Origin of the sequence: Roseovarius sp., from assembly GCF_965228755.1 — a bacterium.
Taxonomy (GTDB): domain Bacteria; phylum Pseudomonadota; class Alphaproteobacteria; order Rhodobacterales; family Rhodobacteraceae; genus Roseovarius.
On sequence record NZ_CBDDIG010000002.1, the window covers coordinates 124,781 to 141,830 of the forward strand.

At 67.3% G+C, this 17,050-nt stretch carries 22 protein-coding genes; 15 read left to right on the forward strand and 7 right to left on the reverse strand.

Annotated features, from left to right (window positions below):
- Positions 1–6: 6 nt before the first annotated feature.
- The 9 genes from rpsP to ACO07J_RS00825 all read left to right on the forward strand — a co-directional run bounded on the left by rpsP (position 7) and on the right by ACO07J_RS00825 (position 6,130).
- The gene (gene rpsP / locus ACO07J_RS00785) at positions 7–423 is read left to right on the forward strand and encodes a 30S ribosomal protein S16 (protein WP_422025370.1); all 417 of its coding nucleotides are present in this window, start codon (positions 7–9) and stop codon (positions 421–423) included.
- Positions 424–441: 18 nt separating this feature from the next.
- Positions 442–1,071 carry a 5,6-dimethylbenzimidazole synthase gene (gene bluB / locus ACO07J_RS00790; RefSeq protein WP_422025372.1) on the forward strand — a complete coding sequence of 210 codons (630 nt, stop codon included), beginning with the start codon at positions 442–444 and terminating at the stop codon, positions 1,069–1,071.
- Complete coding sequence (rimM, locus tag ACO07J_RS00795) at positions 1,071–1,592, forward strand: ribosome maturation factor RimM (RefSeq protein ID WP_422025374.1); 522 nt, start codon at positions 1,071–1,073, stop codon at positions 1,590–1,592. The genes bluB and rimM overlap by 1 nt, the downstream gene beginning before the upstream one ends.
- A 93-nt stretch (positions 1,593–1,685) precedes the next feature.
- A complete protein-coding gene (locus tag ACO07J_RS00800) occupies positions 1,686–1,847 on the forward strand; it encodes a DUF1328 family protein (RefSeq protein WP_350131111.1) in 162 nt (53 codons plus the stop codon).
- 72 nt (positions 1,848–1,919) lie between these two features.
- On the forward strand, positions 1,920–2,723 hold the full coding sequence (gene trmD, locus ACO07J_RS00805) for a tRNA (guanosine(37)-N1)-methyltransferase TrmD (protein WP_422025376.1): 804 nt from the start codon (positions 1,920–1,922) through the stop codon (positions 2,721–2,723).
- A 61-nt stretch (positions 2,724–2,784) separates the two neighbouring features.
- Entirely contained in the window at positions 2,785–4,191 is a 1,407-nt protein-coding gene (locus tag ACO07J_RS00810) for a multicopper oxidase family protein (RefSeq protein ID WP_422025378.1), read from the forward strand.
- Between the two features lie 305 nt (positions 4,192–4,496).
- Positions 4,497–4,901, forward strand: a complete 405-nt coding sequence (rplS, locus tag ACO07J_RS00815; protein ID WP_422025380.1) for a 50S ribosomal protein L19 — start codon at positions 4,497–4,499, stop codon at positions 4,899–4,901.
- Positions 4,898–5,119, forward strand: coding sequence for a 50S ribosomal protein L31 (gene rpmE, locus ACO07J_RS00820; RefSeq protein ID WP_422025382.1), 222 nt, complete (start codon positions 4,898–4,900; stop codon positions 5,117–5,119). Before rplS ends, rpmE begins: the two co-directional genes overlap by 4 nt.
- A 201-nt stretch (positions 5,120–5,320) precedes the next feature.
- The gene (locus tag ACO07J_RS00825) at positions 5,321–6,130 is read left to right on the forward strand and encodes a division plane positioning ATPase MipZ (protein ID WP_422025384.1); all 810 of its coding nucleotides are present in this window, start codon (positions 5,321–5,323) and stop codon (positions 6,128–6,130) included.
- A gap of 57 nt (positions 6,131–6,187) precedes the next feature.
- Here the strand turns inward: ACO07J_RS00825 and ACO07J_RS00830 are convergent, their stop codons facing one another.
- Genes ACO07J_RS00830 through ACO07J_RS00840 form a run of 3 tightly spaced genes read right to left on the reverse strand, consistent with a single transcriptional unit; the run spans position 6,188 to position 8,463 of the window.
- Positions 6,188–7,108: an ornithine cyclodeaminase family protein gene (locus tag ACO07J_RS00830; RefSeq protein ID WP_422025386.1), complete on the reverse strand. Its 921-nt coding sequence runs from the start codon at positions 7,106–7,108 to the stop codon at positions 6,188–6,190.
- A 2-nt stretch (positions 7,109–7,110) separates the two neighbouring features.
- Positions 7,111–7,974 carry a DMT family transporter gene (locus tag ACO07J_RS00835; protein ID WP_422025388.1) on the reverse strand — a complete coding sequence of 288 codons (864 nt, stop codon included), beginning with the start codon at positions 7,972–7,974 and terminating at the stop codon, positions 7,111–7,113.
- A 45-nt stretch (positions 7,975–8,019) separates the two neighbouring features.
- Positions 8,020–8,463 carry a MarR family winged helix-turn-helix transcriptional regulator gene (locus ACO07J_RS00840; protein WP_422025390.1) on the reverse strand — a complete coding sequence of 148 codons (444 nt, stop codon included), beginning with the start codon at positions 8,461–8,463 and terminating at the stop codon, positions 8,020–8,022.
- Between the two features lie 72 nt (positions 8,464–8,535).
- Between ACO07J_RS00840 and hmgA the strand changes: the two genes are divergently transcribed.
- Genes hmgA through ACO07J_RS00855 form a run of 3 tightly spaced genes read left to right on the forward strand, consistent with a single transcriptional unit; the run spans position 8,536 to position 11,757 of the window.
- Positions 8,536–9,891 carry a homogentisate 1,2-dioxygenase gene (gene hmgA / locus ACO07J_RS00845; protein WP_422025392.1) on the forward strand — a complete coding sequence of 452 codons (1,356 nt, stop codon included), beginning with the start codon at positions 8,536–8,538 and terminating at the stop codon, positions 9,889–9,891.
- Between the two features lie 49 nt (positions 9,892–9,940).
- Positions 9,941–10,804, forward strand: coding sequence for an MBL fold metallo-hydrolase (locus ACO07J_RS00850; RefSeq protein WP_422025394.1), 864 nt, complete (start codon positions 9,941–9,943; stop codon positions 10,802–10,804).
- On the forward strand, positions 10,801–11,757 hold the full coding sequence (locus tag ACO07J_RS00855) for a fumarylacetoacetate hydrolase family protein (protein ID WP_422025396.1): 957 nt from the start codon (positions 10,801–10,803) through the stop codon (positions 11,755–11,757). Before ACO07J_RS00850 ends, ACO07J_RS00855 begins: the two co-directional genes overlap by 4 nt.
- A 2-nt stretch (positions 11,758–11,759) precedes the next feature.
- On the opposite strand, the gene ACO07J_RS00860 is transcribed toward ACO07J_RS00855, so the two are convergent.
- Positions 11,760–12,317 (reverse strand): DUF2585 family protein, encoded by a 558-nt coding sequence (locus tag ACO07J_RS00860; protein WP_422025398.1) that lies wholly within the window; start codon positions 12,315–12,317, stop codon positions 11,760–11,762.
- A gap of 55 nt (positions 12,318–12,372) precedes the next feature.
- Between ACO07J_RS00860 and ACO07J_RS00865 the strand changes: the two genes are divergently transcribed.
- The gene (locus ACO07J_RS00865) at positions 12,373–13,323 is read left to right on the forward strand and encodes an MBL fold metallo-hydrolase (RefSeq protein ID WP_422025400.1); all 951 of its coding nucleotides are present in this window, start codon (positions 12,373–12,375) and stop codon (positions 13,321–13,323) included.
- Between the two features lie 35 nt (positions 13,324–13,358).
- On the opposite strand, the gene ACO07J_RS00870 is transcribed toward ACO07J_RS00865, so the two are convergent.
- Positions 13,359–13,922 (reverse strand): hypothetical protein, encoded by a 564-nt coding sequence (locus ACO07J_RS00870; RefSeq protein ID WP_422025402.1) that lies wholly within the window; start codon positions 13,920–13,922, stop codon positions 13,359–13,361.
- A gap of 132 nt (positions 13,923–14,054) precedes the next feature.
- On the opposite strand from ACO07J_RS00870, the gene ACO07J_RS00875 reads away from it, so the two are divergent.
- On the forward strand, positions 14,055–15,647 hold the full coding sequence (locus tag ACO07J_RS00875) for an FAD-dependent oxidoreductase (RefSeq protein WP_422025404.1): 1,593 nt from the start codon (positions 14,055–14,057) through the stop codon (positions 15,645–15,647).
- Entirely contained in the window at positions 15,644–15,835 is a 192-nt protein-coding gene (locus ACO07J_RS00880; RefSeq protein ID WP_422025406.1) for a DUF2783 domain-containing protein, read from the forward strand. The genes ACO07J_RS00875 and ACO07J_RS00880 overlap by 4 nt, the downstream gene beginning before the upstream one ends.
- Positions 15,836–16,159: 324 nt before the next feature.
- On the opposite strand, the gene ACO07J_RS00885 is transcribed toward ACO07J_RS00880, so the two are convergent.
- Together ACO07J_RS00885 and ACO07J_RS00890 are read right to left on the reverse strand one after the other, a co-directional pair.
- Positions 16,160–16,570 (reverse strand): VOC family protein, encoded by a 411-nt coding sequence (locus tag ACO07J_RS00885; RefSeq protein WP_422025408.1) that lies wholly within the window; start codon positions 16,568–16,570, stop codon positions 16,160–16,162.
- Positions 16,567–16,980, reverse strand: coding sequence for a VOC family protein (locus tag ACO07J_RS00890; RefSeq protein WP_422025410.1), 414 nt, complete (start codon positions 16,978–16,980; stop codon positions 16,567–16,569). The genes ACO07J_RS00885 and ACO07J_RS00890 overlap by 4 nt, the downstream gene beginning before the upstream one ends.
- Between the last annotated feature and the right edge of the window lie 70 nt (positions 16,981–17,050).

A 17,050-nucleotide genomic window follows, 5' to 3' on the forward strand; every position in this document is an offset into this window, starting at 1 on the left:
ATCGCAATGGCCATGAAAATCCGCCTTGCCCGTGGTGGCAGCAAGAAACGTCCCTTCTACAGCATCGTGGCGGCCGACAGCCGCATGCCGCGTGACGGCCGCTTCATCGAGAAGCTGGGCACCTACAACCCGCTTCTGCCGAAGGACAGCGAGGACCGCGTCAAGATGAACGTCGAGCGCATCCAGTACTGGATGGATCACGGCGCCCAGCCGTCCGACCGCATCGCCCGCTTCCTCGAGAACGCCGGCGTGCTCGAGAAGAAAGAGCGCGCGAACCCCAAAAAAGGCACCCCGGGCCAGAAAGCCCAGGACCGCGCCGAGCAGAAGGCCGAGAAGGCCAAGGCCGCCGAGGAAGCCGCCAACGCCCCGGCCAAGGAAGCCCCGGCAGAAGAGGCCGCTTCCGAAGAGGCGACCGAAGAGTAAATCGGGCAGGAAACTGGAATGTCGCGGTTCTCATCAGACTTCCAGTCCGGCCTGATCGACCTGATGCGGTGGCGGCGCGACGTGCGCCGTTTCCGCACCGATCCGGTGGACGAGGCGCTGCTGACGCAGTGCCTCGACACCTTTCTTCTCGCCCCCTCCGTGGGGCTCTCCGAGCCATGGCGCCTCGTCCGCATCGAAAGCGACACCGCCCGCGCCGCCGCGCTCGACAATTTCCGCGAAATGAACGCCCAGGCGCTCGACGGCTATTCCGGCGACAAGGCGAAGCTCTACAGCACGCTCAAGCTCACCGGCATGCAGGAAGCCCCGGTGCAACTCGCCGTCTTCTGCGACACCGCCACCGCCAAGGGGGCGGGGCTCGGTGCGCTGACCATGCCCGAGATGCGGCAATATTCCGTCGTCGCCGCCATCACCCAGTTCTGGCTCTACGCCCGGGCGCAAGGCTTGGGCGTCGGCTGGGTCTCCATCCTCGACCCGGCCCGCCTCCGCCGCGACCTCGACCTGCCCGACGACTGGTCGCTCGTCGCCTATCTCTGTGTCGGCTGGCCCGAGGCCGCCTCCGACACCCCCGAACTCGAACAGGCCGGGTGGGAAGACCGCCGCGGCTCGCTCCCCCTGGAGGTGCGCTGATGGAAGACCGTGTCTGCCTCGGGGCCATCGCCGGCGCCTTCGGCGTCAGGGGCGAGGTCCGGCTGAAAAGCTTCACCGCCGAACCCGAGGATGTCGCCGCCTACGGCGCGCTGACCTCCGAGGACGGCCGCCAAAGCTACGAGATCACCCTGACGGGCCAGACGAAGAACGGCCTCACCGCCCGCCTTTCCGGCATCGCCACCAAGGAACAGGCCGACGCCCTGCGCGGCACCCGCCTCTATGTCGACCGCGCCCGCCTCCCCGAACCCGAGGAGGACGAGTTCTACCACGCCGACCTGATCGAGGTGGAGGTCTTCGACACCGGCGGCACCCGTCTTGGCACGGTCAAGGCGGTTCACAACCACGGCGCCACCGACCTGCTCGAGATCCGCCTGCCCGGCAGCGCCGCCACCGTCCTGCTGCCGTTCACCCGCGATGCCGTGCCCACGGTCGATCTCACCGCCGGCCGGATCGTCGCCGACCCGCCCGAGGGGCTCTTCCCCGACGACGCAAAAAGCTGATTGCGTACGAAACGGCCGGAACCAGACGCATCACGTGACGTTATCCCTCAGACGCCGCCATATTCCGCGCGGCCAACTGAAAGGACTGCTCCAATGCTCGAATGGATCCTCATCCTCCTCGCCATCGCCGCCATCGCCGCCATGCTGGGCTTCGGCCGCCTCTCCGGCGTCGCCCTCTCGGGCGCCAAGATCCTCGTCGTGGTCGCGCTCGTGCTCTTCCTGCTCATGGCGCTCGGCGTGATCGCCCTCGGCTGACCCTGCCGGGCCGGGGCCGGTCACGACGAATGCGCTTGACCGCCCCGGCCCGACACCCCCAAAAGACAGGCCATGTCTGACCAGCCCCGTTCCCATGGCCGCAAATCCATCACCGCCTCGCTGAAACCCCGCGGGCTGATGGATCACAACCCCCGCCTCGCCGGGGTCTGGACCGCCCATATCATCACCCTCTTCCCCGAGGCCTTCCCCGGCGTGCTGGGCGAAAGCCTCACGGGCCGCGCTCTGAAAGACCGGCTCTGGGCGCTGGAAACCACCCATGTGCGCGAGTTCGGCGAAGGCCGCCACCGCAATGTCGACGACACGCCGGCCGGCGGCGGCGCCGGCATGGTCATGCGCGCCGACGTCATGTCCCGCGCGATCGAGGCCGCCACCTCCGGCGCGCCGCCCACGCGCCCGCTCCTCTACCTCAGCCCCCGCGGCCGCCGCTTCGATCAGGCCATGGCCCAGCACCTCTCCGAAGGCCCCGGCCTCACCATGATCTGCGGCCGCTTCGAAGGGCTCGACGAGCGCGTCATCGAGCACTACGGCATCACCGAGGTCTCGCTCGGCGACTTCGTCCTCACCGGCGGCGAGATCGCGGCACAGGCGATGATCGACGCCACCGTCCGCCTGCTGCCCGGCGTCCTCGGCAACGCCGCCTCGACCGAAGAGGAAAGCTTCACCTCCGGCCTTCTCGAACACCCGCAATACACCCGCCCCGCCGAGTGGAACGGGCGGGCCATCCCCGAAGTCCTCCTCTCCGGCAACCACGCGAAAATCGCCGAGTGGCGGCAAGAGCAGGCCGAAGCCCTCACCCGCGCCCGCCGCCCCGACCTCTGGAAAGCCTACACCGCCCGCCGCGACAAAAGCGACTGACCCCTCGCCACCGCCCCTTCCGCGTCCTATCTTCAAGCCGAAGCTCAGGGAGGGGATCACCATGCACCGACGTACCGTTCTCAAGGGCGCCTTGGCGACCGGCCTCGTCACGACCCTCCCCCGCCTTGCCACCGCCGACCCCCTCACCCTCACCGCCGCCCCGGGCGAGGCGCCCCTCGTCGTCCCCGACGGCCCGGCCACCAAGGCCTGGCTCTACAACGGCACCGCCCCCGGCCCCGTGATCCGCGCCCGCCAGGGCGACACCCTCAACGTCACCGTCCAGAACGACCTGCCCGAGCCCACCACCGTCCACTGGCACGGCCTCCGCGTCCCCGTCTCCCAAGACGGCATGCCCTTCCTCAGCCAGCCCCCCATCGCCCCCGGCGACAGCTTCGACTACACCCTCCCCCTGCACGACGCCGGCACCTTCTGGTATCACCCCCACGTCAACAGCTCCGAACAGGTCGGCCGCGGCCTCCACGGCCTGCTGATCGTCGAGGAACCCCCCGAGATCGCCGCCCGCCTCCAGGCCGACCGCGAGATCACCTGGGCCCTCGACGACTGGCGCCTCGACAACGACGCCCAGATCGCCCCCTTCGGCAATCGCCACGATCAAAGCCACGGCGGCCGCACCGGCAACGTCCTCACCGTCAACGGCACCTACCTGACACGCACGCTCGTCCGCTCGGGCGAACGCCTCCGACTGCGTATCTGCAACGTTTCGAACGCCCAGCACTTCCACCTCAAATTCGCCCCCTTCGACCCGTGGCTCATCTCCCTCGACGGCCACCCCGTCGCGCCGCGGAAACTCGGCGACAGCGGCGTCTGGCTCGGCGCCGGCCAACGCGCCGACCTGATCCTCGATATCGACATGGCCCCCGGCACCCCCGCCCGCGTGATCGACGACGCGTACGGCCCCGACCGCGCCTTCGAGGTGATGACATGGGAGGTCTCCGACGAACCACCCCTCCGAGAGGCCCCGCTCGGCCCGCCCGAGGCCTTGCCCCCCAACCCGGTCGCCCAACCCGACCTCGCCAATGCCGAAACCCACACGCTTACCTTCGACGGCGGCGCCATGGGCAGCATGGCCGAGGCGATGATGGAGGGCAAGATGCTCTCCATTCAGGAACTGGCCCAGGCGGGCCGCTTCTGGTCGATCAACGGCACCGTGCCCGCCCACCTCCACGACACCGAACCGCTCCTGCGCCTCGCCCTCGGCAAATCCCACCGCATCACGCTGGAAAACCGCACCCGCTGGCCCCACCCCATCCACCTCCACGGCCACAGCTTCCAGCTCACCGACCCCCGCGCCGGCAACATCGCCACCCTACGCGACACCGCCCTTCTAATGCCCGACGAGACCGTCGAGATCGCCCTCGTCGCCGACAACCCGGGCAAGTGGATGCTCCACTGCCACATCCTCGAACACCAGGCCTCCGGCATGATGGGCGTGGTCGAGGTCGCCTGACCCTGCCACCGGCGCCGCGGGGCCCTTTTTTCCTTGAATTTGAGCGCCGAACCTGATTTACCGCGCCCATTCCGAACCAGCGTCGGCGCGCGTGATTCCCGTTTTTCTTCTGATGGGTCCGTCTCCGCGCCATTTTCGCTTTTCCGGACAGGCCCTTAGGGGCACCGAACAAGACAAGACGACCTGACCTCTGGCGGGCGCCCCCGGCAAGACCGGCACGGCGGACCCGGACGAAGACCAAGAGCTCTGAGGACGCGAGACACCTTTGCGGGCCAAACCGCAAGCACAATTAGGAGAATGCAGCGATGGACATTATCGCTCAGATCGAGGCGGAACAGATCGCCGAACTCGGGAAGGACATCCCCGACTTCAAGGCCGGCGACACCGTCCGCGTCGGCTTCAAGGTTACCGAGGGCACCCGCACCCGGGTGCAGAACTTCGAAGGCGTCTGCATCAGCCGCAAGAACGGCGAGGGCATCGCCGGAAGCTTCACCATCCGCAAGATTTCCTTCGGTGAAGGCGTGGAACGGATCTTCCCGCTCTACTCGACCAACATCGACAACATCACCGTGATCCGCCGCGGCCGCGTTCGCCGCGCCAAGCTGTACTATCTGCGCGCACGCCGGGGCAAATCGGCCCGGATCGCCGAGGATACGAATTACAAGCCCAAGGACGACGGCAAGAAACCCGTGCAAGGATCGGCGACATGAAAAAAGACATCCACCCCGATTACCACTTCATCGAAGTCAAGATGACCGACGGCACCGTCGTGACCATGCGCTCGACCTACGGGTCCGACGGCGACAGCCTGTCGCTCGACATCGACCCCTCGGCCCACCCGGCCTGGACGGGCGGCGGCCACCGCCTGACCGACGCAGGCGGCCGCGTGTCGAAGTTCAAGAACAAATACGCAGGCCTCGGCTTCTGATCGAGCGCCACGCACCGAACCACCAAACGCCGCCCCCCGGGGCGGCGTTTTCTTTTTCGGCCCCGCCCCGAATCCACCTGATGCAACCGCGCCAGCCCCGCGCGGCAACTGCGCGAAGCTCTCTTTCAAATCGCCACCGGCACCGGTAAGTTGCGCAAAAAATCGCGCACGGACCAGGCGCAGAACGAGGGGCAACGGAACATGGCGCATATCATCGTCGTGGGGAACGAAAAAGGCGGTGCGGGCAAGTCGACCGTGTCGATGCACGTGGCCACGGCATTGGCCCGGCTGGGCCACAAGGTCAGCACGCTCGACCTCGACCTACGCCAGAAAACGCTCGGCACCTACATCCGCAACCGCGAGCGTTTCCTGCAGAAATCGGGGCTGAACCTCCCTTCGCCGGCCTATCGCGACCTCCCCGAGGTGGACCAGTCCGCCCTCCAGCCGGGCGAGAACATCTATGACCGCCGGCTTTCCGCCGCCGTGGCCGAACTGGAACCCGACAGCGACTTCATCCTGATCGACTGCCCCGGCTCCCACACCCGCCTCAGCCAGGTCGCCCACTCGCTGGCCGACACGCTGATCACGCCCCTCAACGACAGCTTCATCGATTTCGACCTCCTCGCCCATGTCGACAGCGACGGCATGAAGATCCTCGGCCCCTCGGTCTATTCCGAGATGGTCTGGAACGCCCGTCAGTTGCGCGCCCAGGCCGGGCTCCGACCGATCGACTGGGTCGTGGTCCGCAACCGCCTCGGCGCGCAACAGATGGTCAACAAGGAAAAGATGGGCGCGGCGCTCGACAACCTCGCCAAGCGCATCGGCTTCCGCACCGCCCCGGGCTTCAACGAGCGTGTCATCTTCCGCGAACTCTTCCCCCGCGGCCTCACCCTGCTCGATCTCAAGGATATCGGGGTGAAACAGCTCAACATCTCCAACGTCGCCGCCCGGCAGGAACTCCGCGACCTGATCAAGGCGCTAAAGCTCCCCGGCGTCGAGGTCGATTTCTGAGCCACCCCGAAATCTTCAAAAGATTTCGCCCCGTTTTCTTTTCGAGAAAACGGCCACTTAGCCACGCCCACACACTTCGAGAACATGCGCACTGGCCATCAAATCCAGGTGCCCGCCCCCGCCATTCTTGAACAGCGTGATCTCCTCGTCGCTCTCCCGCCGGAAAATCCTCTTCGGCAAATCATAGAAATCCGCCAGCACATCCCCCTCCGAAATCACCCCGCGCGCCAGAGGATCGGCGATCTCGCCGATATTCTCCATCGTGTCGCCGCGGATATCCACGAACACCCTGGCCCGCCGAATGGCGGCGTCATCCGCCTCCCGCATATCCGGCAGGAACGCCCCGATCAGGTCGACATGCTGCCCCGGCCGCAGCCACGCCCCCTCGATCAACGGTTCCTTCGCCAGCGTCGCACAGCTCACGATATCCGCCCAGCGCACCGCCGCCTCCAGGTCGGTCACGACCTCCACCCCCGGATACTCCGCCGCCAGCCGCTCCGCCCCCTCGACCGACCGGTTCCAGACGCGAAACGCACAGCCCGGAAACCCCGCGCCATAGGCCTCCACCATCGACCGTGCCACCACGCCCGCACCCACGACCAACACCCGCCGGCTCTCCGGCCTTGCCAGCTTCAGCGCCCCCAGCAGACTGTCGGCCGCCGTCTTCCACTTGGTCACCAGGTGGAAATCCAGCACCGCCTTCAGCGCCCCGGTCCGGTCGTCGTAGACATACACCCCGCCATTGATGTTCGGCGCGCCATGCTCCGGCGCGCCGGGAAACACATGCGCCGATTTCACCGCCAGCCCCAGCCCGTCGATCCACGCCGACAGCGTGATCGCGGTATCCTCGCCCCTCGTCAGGTAACTCACTTCGGCTGTCGCACGCGGCAGGTGATGCCCCGCCTCCAGCGCCCGCGCCATCGCCAGCCAGTCCAGGTGCCGCTCGCCCTCCGCGTAGGAAATGAACGCCGGCTCCACCGTCAGACCACCCGCCGCCGCCTCAGGGCCACGAAGTTCGACGCCAAAAGCGCCCCGATCACCACCGCGCCCCCGATCATCGCCCAGCGCCCCGGATCCTCGCCCACGATCGCCCAGACCAGCAGCGGTGCCAGCACCGATTCCAGCAGGATCAGCAGCGACACTTCCGGCGAACTGATATACCGCGGCCCCAGCGTCAGGAAACAGGTTGCCACCGCGATGAACGCCCCGTGCCCAAGGAACAGGTGCCACTGCGCCTCTACCGGCGGCCCCGGCTCGATGAACGGCCAGATCAAAAGCGCCGCCCCGATATAGGCCAGCGGAATCGCCGGGATCATCGAGATATCCTTCAGCCCCCTGACCGCCGTCAGCGCGCCCGAATAGGCAATGCACACCGACAGCGCATAGAGATCCCCCGACCAATGCGCCACGGCGTTCTCACCAGACCCGTAAGCGATGATCGCCAGCCCCGCCATCACCGCCAGCATGGTCATCACCACCCGCCGGCTGATCGGTTCGCCCAAAAACACCCGCGCGAAAATGGCCGAAAAGATCGGCATCGAGGCGAAGATAAACACCACGTTCGCCACGCTGGTATGCGTCACCGCCAGCACGAAGCCCGGCGCCGTGTACCCGATCAGCACCATGTAGATCACCCCGGGCCAGCCCGAACGCAGCACCTGCCCGAACCCCTTCGTGCCCTGCACCGCCAGAAGCCCCAGAAGGATGATCCCCCCGGCACTCATCCCGCGCCAGAACGCGGTGACCATCGGCTCGGCGTCGATCAGCCGCACGTAAAGCGAATCCGGCACCACGAACAGCACGCCCAGCGTGGTGATGATCAGACCTTTGAGATGTTCGTTCATGGCGCCAGCAGAACGGGTTTTCCTCGGGAAAGTAAAGTCCCGCGCCTACCGCCCCCCGGCCAGCCGCTTCAGCATCGACCGCAACAGCGCCGTCTCCTCGTCCGAGAATTGCGAGGTCAGCCTTGCATCGTATTGCCGCGCCACCTCGTGCAGGTCGCGATAGGCCGCCCGCCCCGCCGTCGTCAGGTCGGGATACTCGAACCGCCGGTCCGCCGCGTGCCGCTCGCGCGTGATGAACCGCCGCGCCGCCAGCTTCTGCACCGCCCGGCTGACCTTGGTCTTGTGAATGACCGCCCGCTCGCCGATCTCCTTGGCGGTCATCCGGCCATAGATGCCGAGGTGGAACAGCACCCGCCACTCGGTCCGCAACATCCCGTAGCGGCCCTTGTAGATCGTCTGGAACTCCTGCCCCGACGCCTCCGCCGCCTGGTTCAAAAGGTAAGGCAGGAAATCCGCCAGCTCGAAGGTTTCATCACTCGTATCGCGCATCATGCCCCTGCATGTAGCCTTGTTAGTTACAAATTCAACTGTTAGCTCCATGGGCCAAGGAGGACCGCTGCCATGAACCGCCAGACCAAGTCGCACGGCCTGACCCAGGCCGCCACGCCCGTGGGCACGCATGAAGGCTACATGCCCGGTTTCGGCAACGATTTCGAAACCGAGGCCCTGCCCGGCGCCCTGCCCCAGGGCATGAACTCGCCGCAGAAATGCAACTACGGCCTCTACGGCGAGCAGCTCTCCGGCACCGCCTTCACCGCCCACCCGCCCGAACGCACCTGGACCTACCGGATCAGGCCCTCGGTCAAGCACTCGGCGCGCTACACGAAGATCGACCTGCCGCACTGGAAATCCGCCCCCAACGTCGACCCCGACGTGATCTCGCTGGGCCAGTACCGCTGGGATCCGGTGCCCCATTCCGATGAACACCTCACCTGGCTCACCGGCATGCGCACCATGACCACGGCCGGTGACGTGAACACGCAAGTGGGCATGGCCAGCCACATCTACCTCGTCACCGCCTCGATGGAGGATGCATATTTCTACTCCGCCGACAGCGAGCTGCTGGTCGTCCCGCAGGAAGGCCGCCTCCGCTTCTGCACCGAGCTCGGCATCATCGACCTGGAACCCAAGGAAATCGCCATCCTCCCCCGCGGCCTCGTCTACCGGGTCGAGGTGCTGGAAGGCCCCTGCCGCGGCTTCGTCTGCGAGAACTACGGCCAGAAATTCGAACTCCCCGCCCGCGGGCCGATCGGCGCCAACGGCCTCGCCAACCCGCGCGACTTCAAGGCGCCGGTCGCGGCGTTCGAGGACCGCGAAACCCCCTCCACCCTCACCATCAAGTGGTGCGGCCAGTTCCACGAAACCGAAATCCCGCAAAGCCCGCTCGACGTGGTCGCGTGGCACGGCAACTACGCCCCCTGCAAGTACGACCTGCGCACTTACTCCCCGGTCGGCGCGATCCTCTTCGACCACCCCGACCCGTCGATCTTCACCGTGCTCACCGCCCCCTCCGGCGTGCCCGGCACCGCGAATATCGACTTCGTCCTCTTCCGCGAACGCTGGATGGTGGCCGAGGATACCTTCCGCCCGCCCTGGTACCACAAGAACATCATGTCCGAGCTGATGGGCAACATCTACGGCCAGTACGACGCCAAGCCGCAGGGCTTCGTCCCCGGCGGCATGAGCTTGCACAACATGATGCTGCCCCACGGCCCAGACCGCGACGCGTTCGAGAAGGCCTCGAACGCCAATCTCGGCCCCGACAAGCTCGACAACACCATGTCCTTCATGTTCGAAACCCGCTTCCCGCAGCACCTCACCCGCTTCGCCGCGACCGAGGCGCCGCTGCAGGACGACTACATCGATTGCTGGGACAGCCTCGAGAAGAAATTCGACGGCACGCCGGGCCGCAAATGACGCGCAATTGAGTATTTCCGGAACAATGAAAGCCCCGGACAGCGCCCCCATGGACAGCGTGACGATCCTCGGCAGCAAGGGCGGCCCGGCGATCCGGCCGGGCTCGGCCATGCCCACGTCGATCCTCGTGCGGATGGACGGGCAAACCGTGCTGGTCGATGCGGGCCTCGGGGCGGCGGCGGGCGTCTGCCGCGCGGGCGTCGCGCTGACGGAAATCGACGCGGTGCTCATCACCCACCTGCATTCCGACCACTACCTCGAACTCGGGCCGCTCCTGCACACCGCCTGGACCGCCGGGCTCAAGCGCGAAGTCCCCATCTACGCCCCCTCGGGCCTCCCCGCCTACTGGGAAGGCTTCCGCGCCTCCATGGCCTACGACATCGACACCAGAACCGAAGACGAAGGCCGCCCCGATTTCGACAGCCTCTTCCCCATCCACCTGCTCGACGACCACCTCGACCTGACGCTGGGCTCGCTGAGAATCACCGCGCTCCCCAACCTCCACCCGCCCGTCACCGAAAGCTACGCCCTCCGCTTCGACGCCCCCTCCGGCAGTGCCGTCCTCTCCGGCGACACCGCGCCCATCCCCGCGATGGTCGACTTCGCCCAGGGCGCCGACCTCCTCGTTCACGAGGCCATGCTCACCGACCACGTCACCGCCCTCGTGAACCGCATGGGCTATGCCGACGACCGCCTCCTGAAGCACATCCTGCGCAGCCACACCGCCGCCCATGACGCCGCCAAACTGGCCGAACGCGCCGGCGTGTCACAGCTCGCCCTCAACCACCTCATCCCCTCCGGCGACCCGGACGTCACCGAAGACACATGGCGCGCCGAGGCCGCCCCCCATTTCTCCGGCACGCTCCACATCGCCCATGACGGGCTGACCCTCCCCCTGAAAGCCACGCCATGAAATACGCCACCCTCGACAACGGCACCCCCGACGGCCAGCTTGCCATCCTCTCCGATGACGGCCAGTTCTGCCGCCTGCCCGAAGGCGCCACGCTGCAATCCCTCCTCGACGGGGTCGAGCCCTCCCCGAAAGGGGCGGAGAGGCCCTTCGACGAGACAACCTGCCACTCCCCCCTCCCCCGCGCCTACCAGTTCCTCGACGGCTCGGCCTACGTGAACCATGTCGACCTCGTCCGCCGCGCCCGCGGCGCCGAGATGCCGGACCGCTTCTGGCACGACCCGCTGATGTACCAGGGCGGCTCCGACAGCTTCCTCGCCCCCACGGCGCCGATCCCGGGCGACCCCGCCTGGGGCATCGACTTCGAGGCCGAAATTGCCGTCATCACCGGCCCCGTCCCCATGGGCGCCACCCGCGACCAGGCCCGCGCCGCCATCCGCCTCGTCCTGCTCTGCAACGACATCTCGCTCCGCGCGCTCATCCCCGACGAGCTGTCCAAGGGCTTCGGCTTCGTCCAGTCGAAGCCCGCCTGCGCCTTCTCGCCGCTCGCCATCACCCCCGACGCCCTGCCCGGCTGGGATGGCGACAAGCTCCATGGCACCGTGCATGTCGAGCTCAACGGCAAACCCTTCGGCCGCGCCAATGCCGGCGAAGACATGACCTTCGACTTCCCCACCCTCATCGCTCACGCCGCCAAGACCCGCCACCTCGCCGCCGGGACCATCGTCGGCTCCGGCACCGTCTCCAACCGCGATCCCGACGGCGGCCCCGGCAAACCCGTCAGCGCCGGCGGCCGCGGCTATTCCTGCATCGCCGAACAGCGCATGGTGGAAACCCTTCAGGAAGGCGAGGCGAAAACCCCCTTCCTCCAGCCCGGCGACCGCGTCAGGATCTGGATGGAAGACGAGGCCGGCCACCCCCTCTTCGGCACCATCGACCAGACGGTCGCCTCATGACCTCAGCCAGCGGCCTGCCATTCCTTCACCGCCTCCAGCGGCCACAGCAGCATAAGGATGTTGAGTGCCAGCCCGTCGCGGATCACGATCGCGGTCAGCACCTCGAACCCGATCACCACGAGCACACTCACCCAAACCGGCACGAAACGGGCCAGCGCAAACCCCACCCCCATCGCGGCGATATCGGACACCGAGTTCAGCACGCTGTCGCCCACGTAATCCGCCGAGACCGTCGTATCGCGATACCGCTGGATCATCGCATCGGTGTTCTCCACGATCTCCCAACCGCACTCGACCACCGTCGCGATCACCAGCCGCCAGCCCACCGGCATCCTTGGCACAACCAGCCACAGCGCGGCATAGAACAGCAACCCGTGCAACAGGTGGCTCGGCGCGTACCAGTCCAGAACCTGCTGGTTCGCCTCCTCCGTACCGACCGTGCCCCACAGGTCGACATAGCCGCAGGGGCACACCCCCGCCCGGCCCATCGCCAGCAGGGCAACACCCGTCGCCACGGTGATCAGGAACGCCAGAACATAGGGCAACCGGCTGTCTGTCATGGCGAAAACCCAAGCACAGCCCCCCGCCCCTGTCCATCTCAGAAAGGAGCCCCCCATGTCCAAGGCCTTCGCCTCCCAAGGTGACCTCACCGAGAAAACCATCAGCTTCACCGAGGTCGGAAACGGCCTCTGGGCCTTCACCGCCGAGGGCGACCCCAACTCCGGCGTCATCATCGGCGATGACAGCGTCATGATCGTCGAGGCCCAGGCGACGCCCCGGCTCGCGAACAAGGTGATCGAGAAGGTCCGCGAGGTCACCGACAAGCCGATCACCCACCTCGCCCTCACCCATTACCACGCCGTCCGCGTCCTCGGCGCCTCGGCCTACGGGGCCGACCAGGTCATCATGTCCGACACGGCCCGCGCCATGGTCGCCGAACGCGGGCAGGAAGACTGGGACAGCGAGTTCCAGCGCTTCCCCCGCCTCTTCGAAGGGCACGAGTCCATCCCCGGCCTGACATGGCCCACCACCACCTTCTCCGACACGATGACCGTCTATTTGGGCAACCGCCGGGTCGACCTCATGCATCTCGGGCGCGCCCATACGGCAGGCGATATCGTCATCCATGTCCCGGACGAAAACGTCATGTTCACCGGCGACATCGTCGAATACCACTCCGCCTGCTACTGCGGCGACGGGCATTTCTCCGACTGGGGCGACACGCTCGACGAGATCAAGTGGTTCGATGTCGACGCCATCGCGCCGGGCCGCGGCGACGCGCTGATGGGCCGTGAAATGGTCAACGCCGCCATCGAGAACACCCGCGATTTCGTGGAAAGCACCTACCGCCCCGCCGCCCGCGTCGCCGCCCGCGGCGGCACTTTGAAGGACGCCTGGGATGCGGTGCGCGAGGCGTGCGACCCGAAATTCTCCGACTACGCGATCTACGAGCACTGCCTGCCGTTCAACGTCGCCCGCGCCTATGACGAGGCCCGCGGCATCGACACCCCCCGCATCTGGACGGCCGAGCGTGACGTGGACATGTGGGAACAGTTGCAGGGCTGAGGATGCACAGATCCGTCACTCCCACCGCGCCGGCCTTACAGCGTCAGTCGCGCGTCCGGCTTGCACACCTCCTGCTTCAGCGCCACGGCGCCGGGCAGGTTGGCAGGCTTCGGCCGGCGCCACGCCGGGTGGCGGATGACCTCGGCCACCGGCCGCGGCTCTGTCTCGGTCGCGGCATCGGCGGCCTCGGTCATGGCATCGTCCGCCTCGGTCGGCCCGGTCAGGTAGAGGGTGGCAAGCGTCACGAACACGCCCATCGTCGTCAGCGTCAGCAGGATCAGCCCGGCCAGCGGCGTGGTCAGGAACGACACCGATACGACGACCAGCAGAACGCCACCGATCACGCCGGCGCCGCGATGGACCGGATCGGCCTGCCGCAGAACCACGCCCAGCGCCGCCAGCATCAGCCCGCCCCCGGCAAGCGCCGTCATTGCAAGATTGACCGGTGCCAGGTTGATCGGCCGCAGGCTTTCGCCCACCACGGGCACCACGGCCACCGCCAGGCCGCCGAGGATACCGATACCGGCCAGCCCGACAAGGCCCAACCCGGCCCGGCGATCCGGTCTTACGCTTTCACTCATGTACTCGGCAGTCGACATGACACTCCCCAGGTCTTTGTCTTTTCGTTCTGCGCCATCAACCCCGCCACACCCGGCATTGTTCCGGATCACACGCGCCGCGCATCCGCCCCGTTGCCCCCGCGCCACACCCGGCATCCGTAAGGCCCGCCCATGACCCGCCTCTTCGACACCCCGCTCTACCCCTACGCCCGGCACCCCGACCAGGATGCCGCAAACCCCGTCCGCCACCCGGTCATCGTCATCGGCGCCGGCCCCGTCGGCCTCGCCGCCGCGCTTGACCTCGGCCAGCAGGGCGTGCCGGTCGTGGTGCTCGACGAGAACGACAAGGTCTCCCACGGCTCCCGCGCCATCTGCTTCGCCAAGCGCACCCTCGAGATCGCCGACCGCCTCGGCTGCGGCGACCCGCTGACAGACCGCGGCGTACGCTGGAACCTGGGCAAGGTCTTCTTCGGCGACCGCAAGGTCTACGAGTTCAACCTCCTCCCCGAGGACGGCCACCGCCGCCCGGCCTTCGTCAACCTCCAGCAATACCACCTGGAAAACGACATGGTCGCCCGCCTCCGCACCCTGCAGGCCGAAGGCGCCCCCATCGACCTGCGCGGCAACAGCCGCGTCACCGACATCGCCGCCCACCCCGACCATGTCGCCCTCACCGTCGACACGCCCGACGGCCCCTACGACCTCGAAGCGGAGTACGTCATCGCCTGCGACGGCGCCGGCTCCCCGACCCGCGACAGGCTCGGCCTCGGCTTCACCGGCCGCGTATTCGAGGACAACTTCCTCATCGCCGACGTCACCATGCAGGCCGATTTCCCCACCGAGCGCTGGTTCTGGTTCGACCCGCCCTTCAACCCCGGCCAGTCGGCCCTGCTCCACAAACAGCCCGACGGCGTCTGGCGCATCGACCTGCAGCTCGGCTGGGACATCGACCGCGAGAAGGAGAAAGAGCCCGACCGCGTCCGCGCCCGCGTCCGCCAGATGCTGGGCGACGACGTGGCGTTCGAGCTCGAATGGGTCTCGATCTACACCTTCCAGTGCCGCCGCATGGACCGCTTCCGCCACGGCCGCGTCCTCTTCGCCGGCGACGCCGCGCACCAGGTCTCGCCCTTCGGCGCCCGCGGCGCCAATTCCGGCCTGCAGGACACCGACAACCTCTGCTGGAAACTCCGCCTCGTGCTGGCGGGCGAGGCGCCCGAGACCCTCCTCGACAGCTACGACAGCGAACGCGTCGAGGCGGCGGACGAGAACATCCTCAACTCCTCCCGCTCCACCGATTTCATCACGCCCAAGTCGAAAACCAGCCGCCTCTTCCGCGACGCCGTGCTCGACCTCTCCGAACACCACGCCTTCGCCCGGCCCTTCGTCAATTCCGGCCGCCTCTCGGTGCCCTGCATCCACGCGGGCTCGCCGCTCAGTACCCCCGACGCCCTGCCCGGCGGCCCGGCCCGCACCCGCCCCGGCGCCCCCTGCCCCGATGCGCCGCTCGGCAATGGCTACCTGCTCGACCACCTGCGAAACGGCTTCACCCTGCTGGCCCTCGGCCGCGAGGCCCCCGCCATCCCCGGCACCACCCCCCTCGGCCTGCCGGAGGTCACCGACGCCCTGCGCACCCGCTACCTCGGCAAGGCCGACAGCGCCCTCTACCTCCTCCGCCCCGACCAGCACGTCGCCGCCCGCTGGACCGACGCCACGCCGGCAGAGATCGAAACCGCCCTCACCCGCGCCAAGGGAGGCCACGCATGACCCTCACACTCACCCCCAATATCGACGCCCCCGACGACCTCTACGCCGACCTCCTCGCCGCCCACGAGGGGCTGACCGACGACCAAAGCGCCGCCTTCAACGCCCGCCTCATCCTCATCCTCGCCAACCACATCGGCGACCGCGACACCTTCCGCGAGGCCCTGAAGGCCGCCGCCCCGATACCCTGACCCCCGCTTTCATCTTTCCCCAAATACTCGATCCCCCCGACAGCCTCCCACGCCTCGGCCGCGGCCACCCCCCGCATTTTCATTGTTCCCAAAATACTCAAATCCCCCCGCCCCAACCTCCCCGCAGGCGCCCCGAATTCTTCAAAAGAATTCGACCCGATATCTTTTCAAGATATCGCCCCCCTCCCTTCCCACCGTCAAAAACACCGACGCAATACCGACAAAATACCGACGTCATACCGACGTCGGTCTCCCCGAGAAAATCAGTATCGCAATCACCCGCAGGACAGTCGCCAAGCCGTCACCCCCGGCCGGGACGCCCCGCTACCCGTCCCGCTCATGCACCTCGATCACGTTCCCTTCCGGGTCGTAGAAATAGATCTGGTGCCACCCCGCTACCGCCGAATCTCCCCAGTCGGCAAAGGGCACCCCCTCCGCCTCCAGGTGCGCCTTGAACGCCGCCAGGTCGTCGGTCCGGTACGCCACGTGCCCCTTCATCACCGGGTTCACCAACTGCCCCGTCCGGAACCCCGCCTGCACGTCCTTTCGCGCGATATGCAGATGCATGTGCCCGTCGGAAACAAAGGCCACGTCGCCGGCATAAACCCCCTCGTCATTCCTGAGCGCCGGCACATCCTCGTCGGTCGCCTCCAGCCCCAGCACCTCGCGATAGAACGCGTCCATCTCCTCGACCTTCTCGGTCGACAGGTTGATATGATGCAGCCGCGCCCTCATGCCTCCTCCTCCACCTGGTGCACCTCGATCACGTTGCCGTCGGGGTCGTAGAAGAAGATCTGGTGCCACCCCGCCACCGCCCGGTCGCCCCAGTCCGAATACCGCACGCCCTTCTCGTCCAGGTGCCGCATGAACGCCTGCAGATCATCCGTCCGGAACGCGATATGCCCCCGCTCCACCGGGTTGACGACCTGCCCCGTGGCAAACCCCGCGCCGAGATCCCGCTGCGCCAGGTGCGTCTGCACCACCCCGTCCGTCACGAAGGCCACGTCGCCCGCATAACCCTTCTGCTTCTCCAGCACCGGCACGCCGCGATCCTCCCGCCGCTGCCCCATGACCCGGCGATAGAAGTCGTCCATCTCGCCCACCTTCTCGGTGACCAGATTGATATGATGCAGCCTGAGTGCCATCTGCCGCGCCTCCCCGCGCCGGTTCCTGTGGACCCCCAGTCAACAACAGGCTTAGGGTGGCGGCAAGACA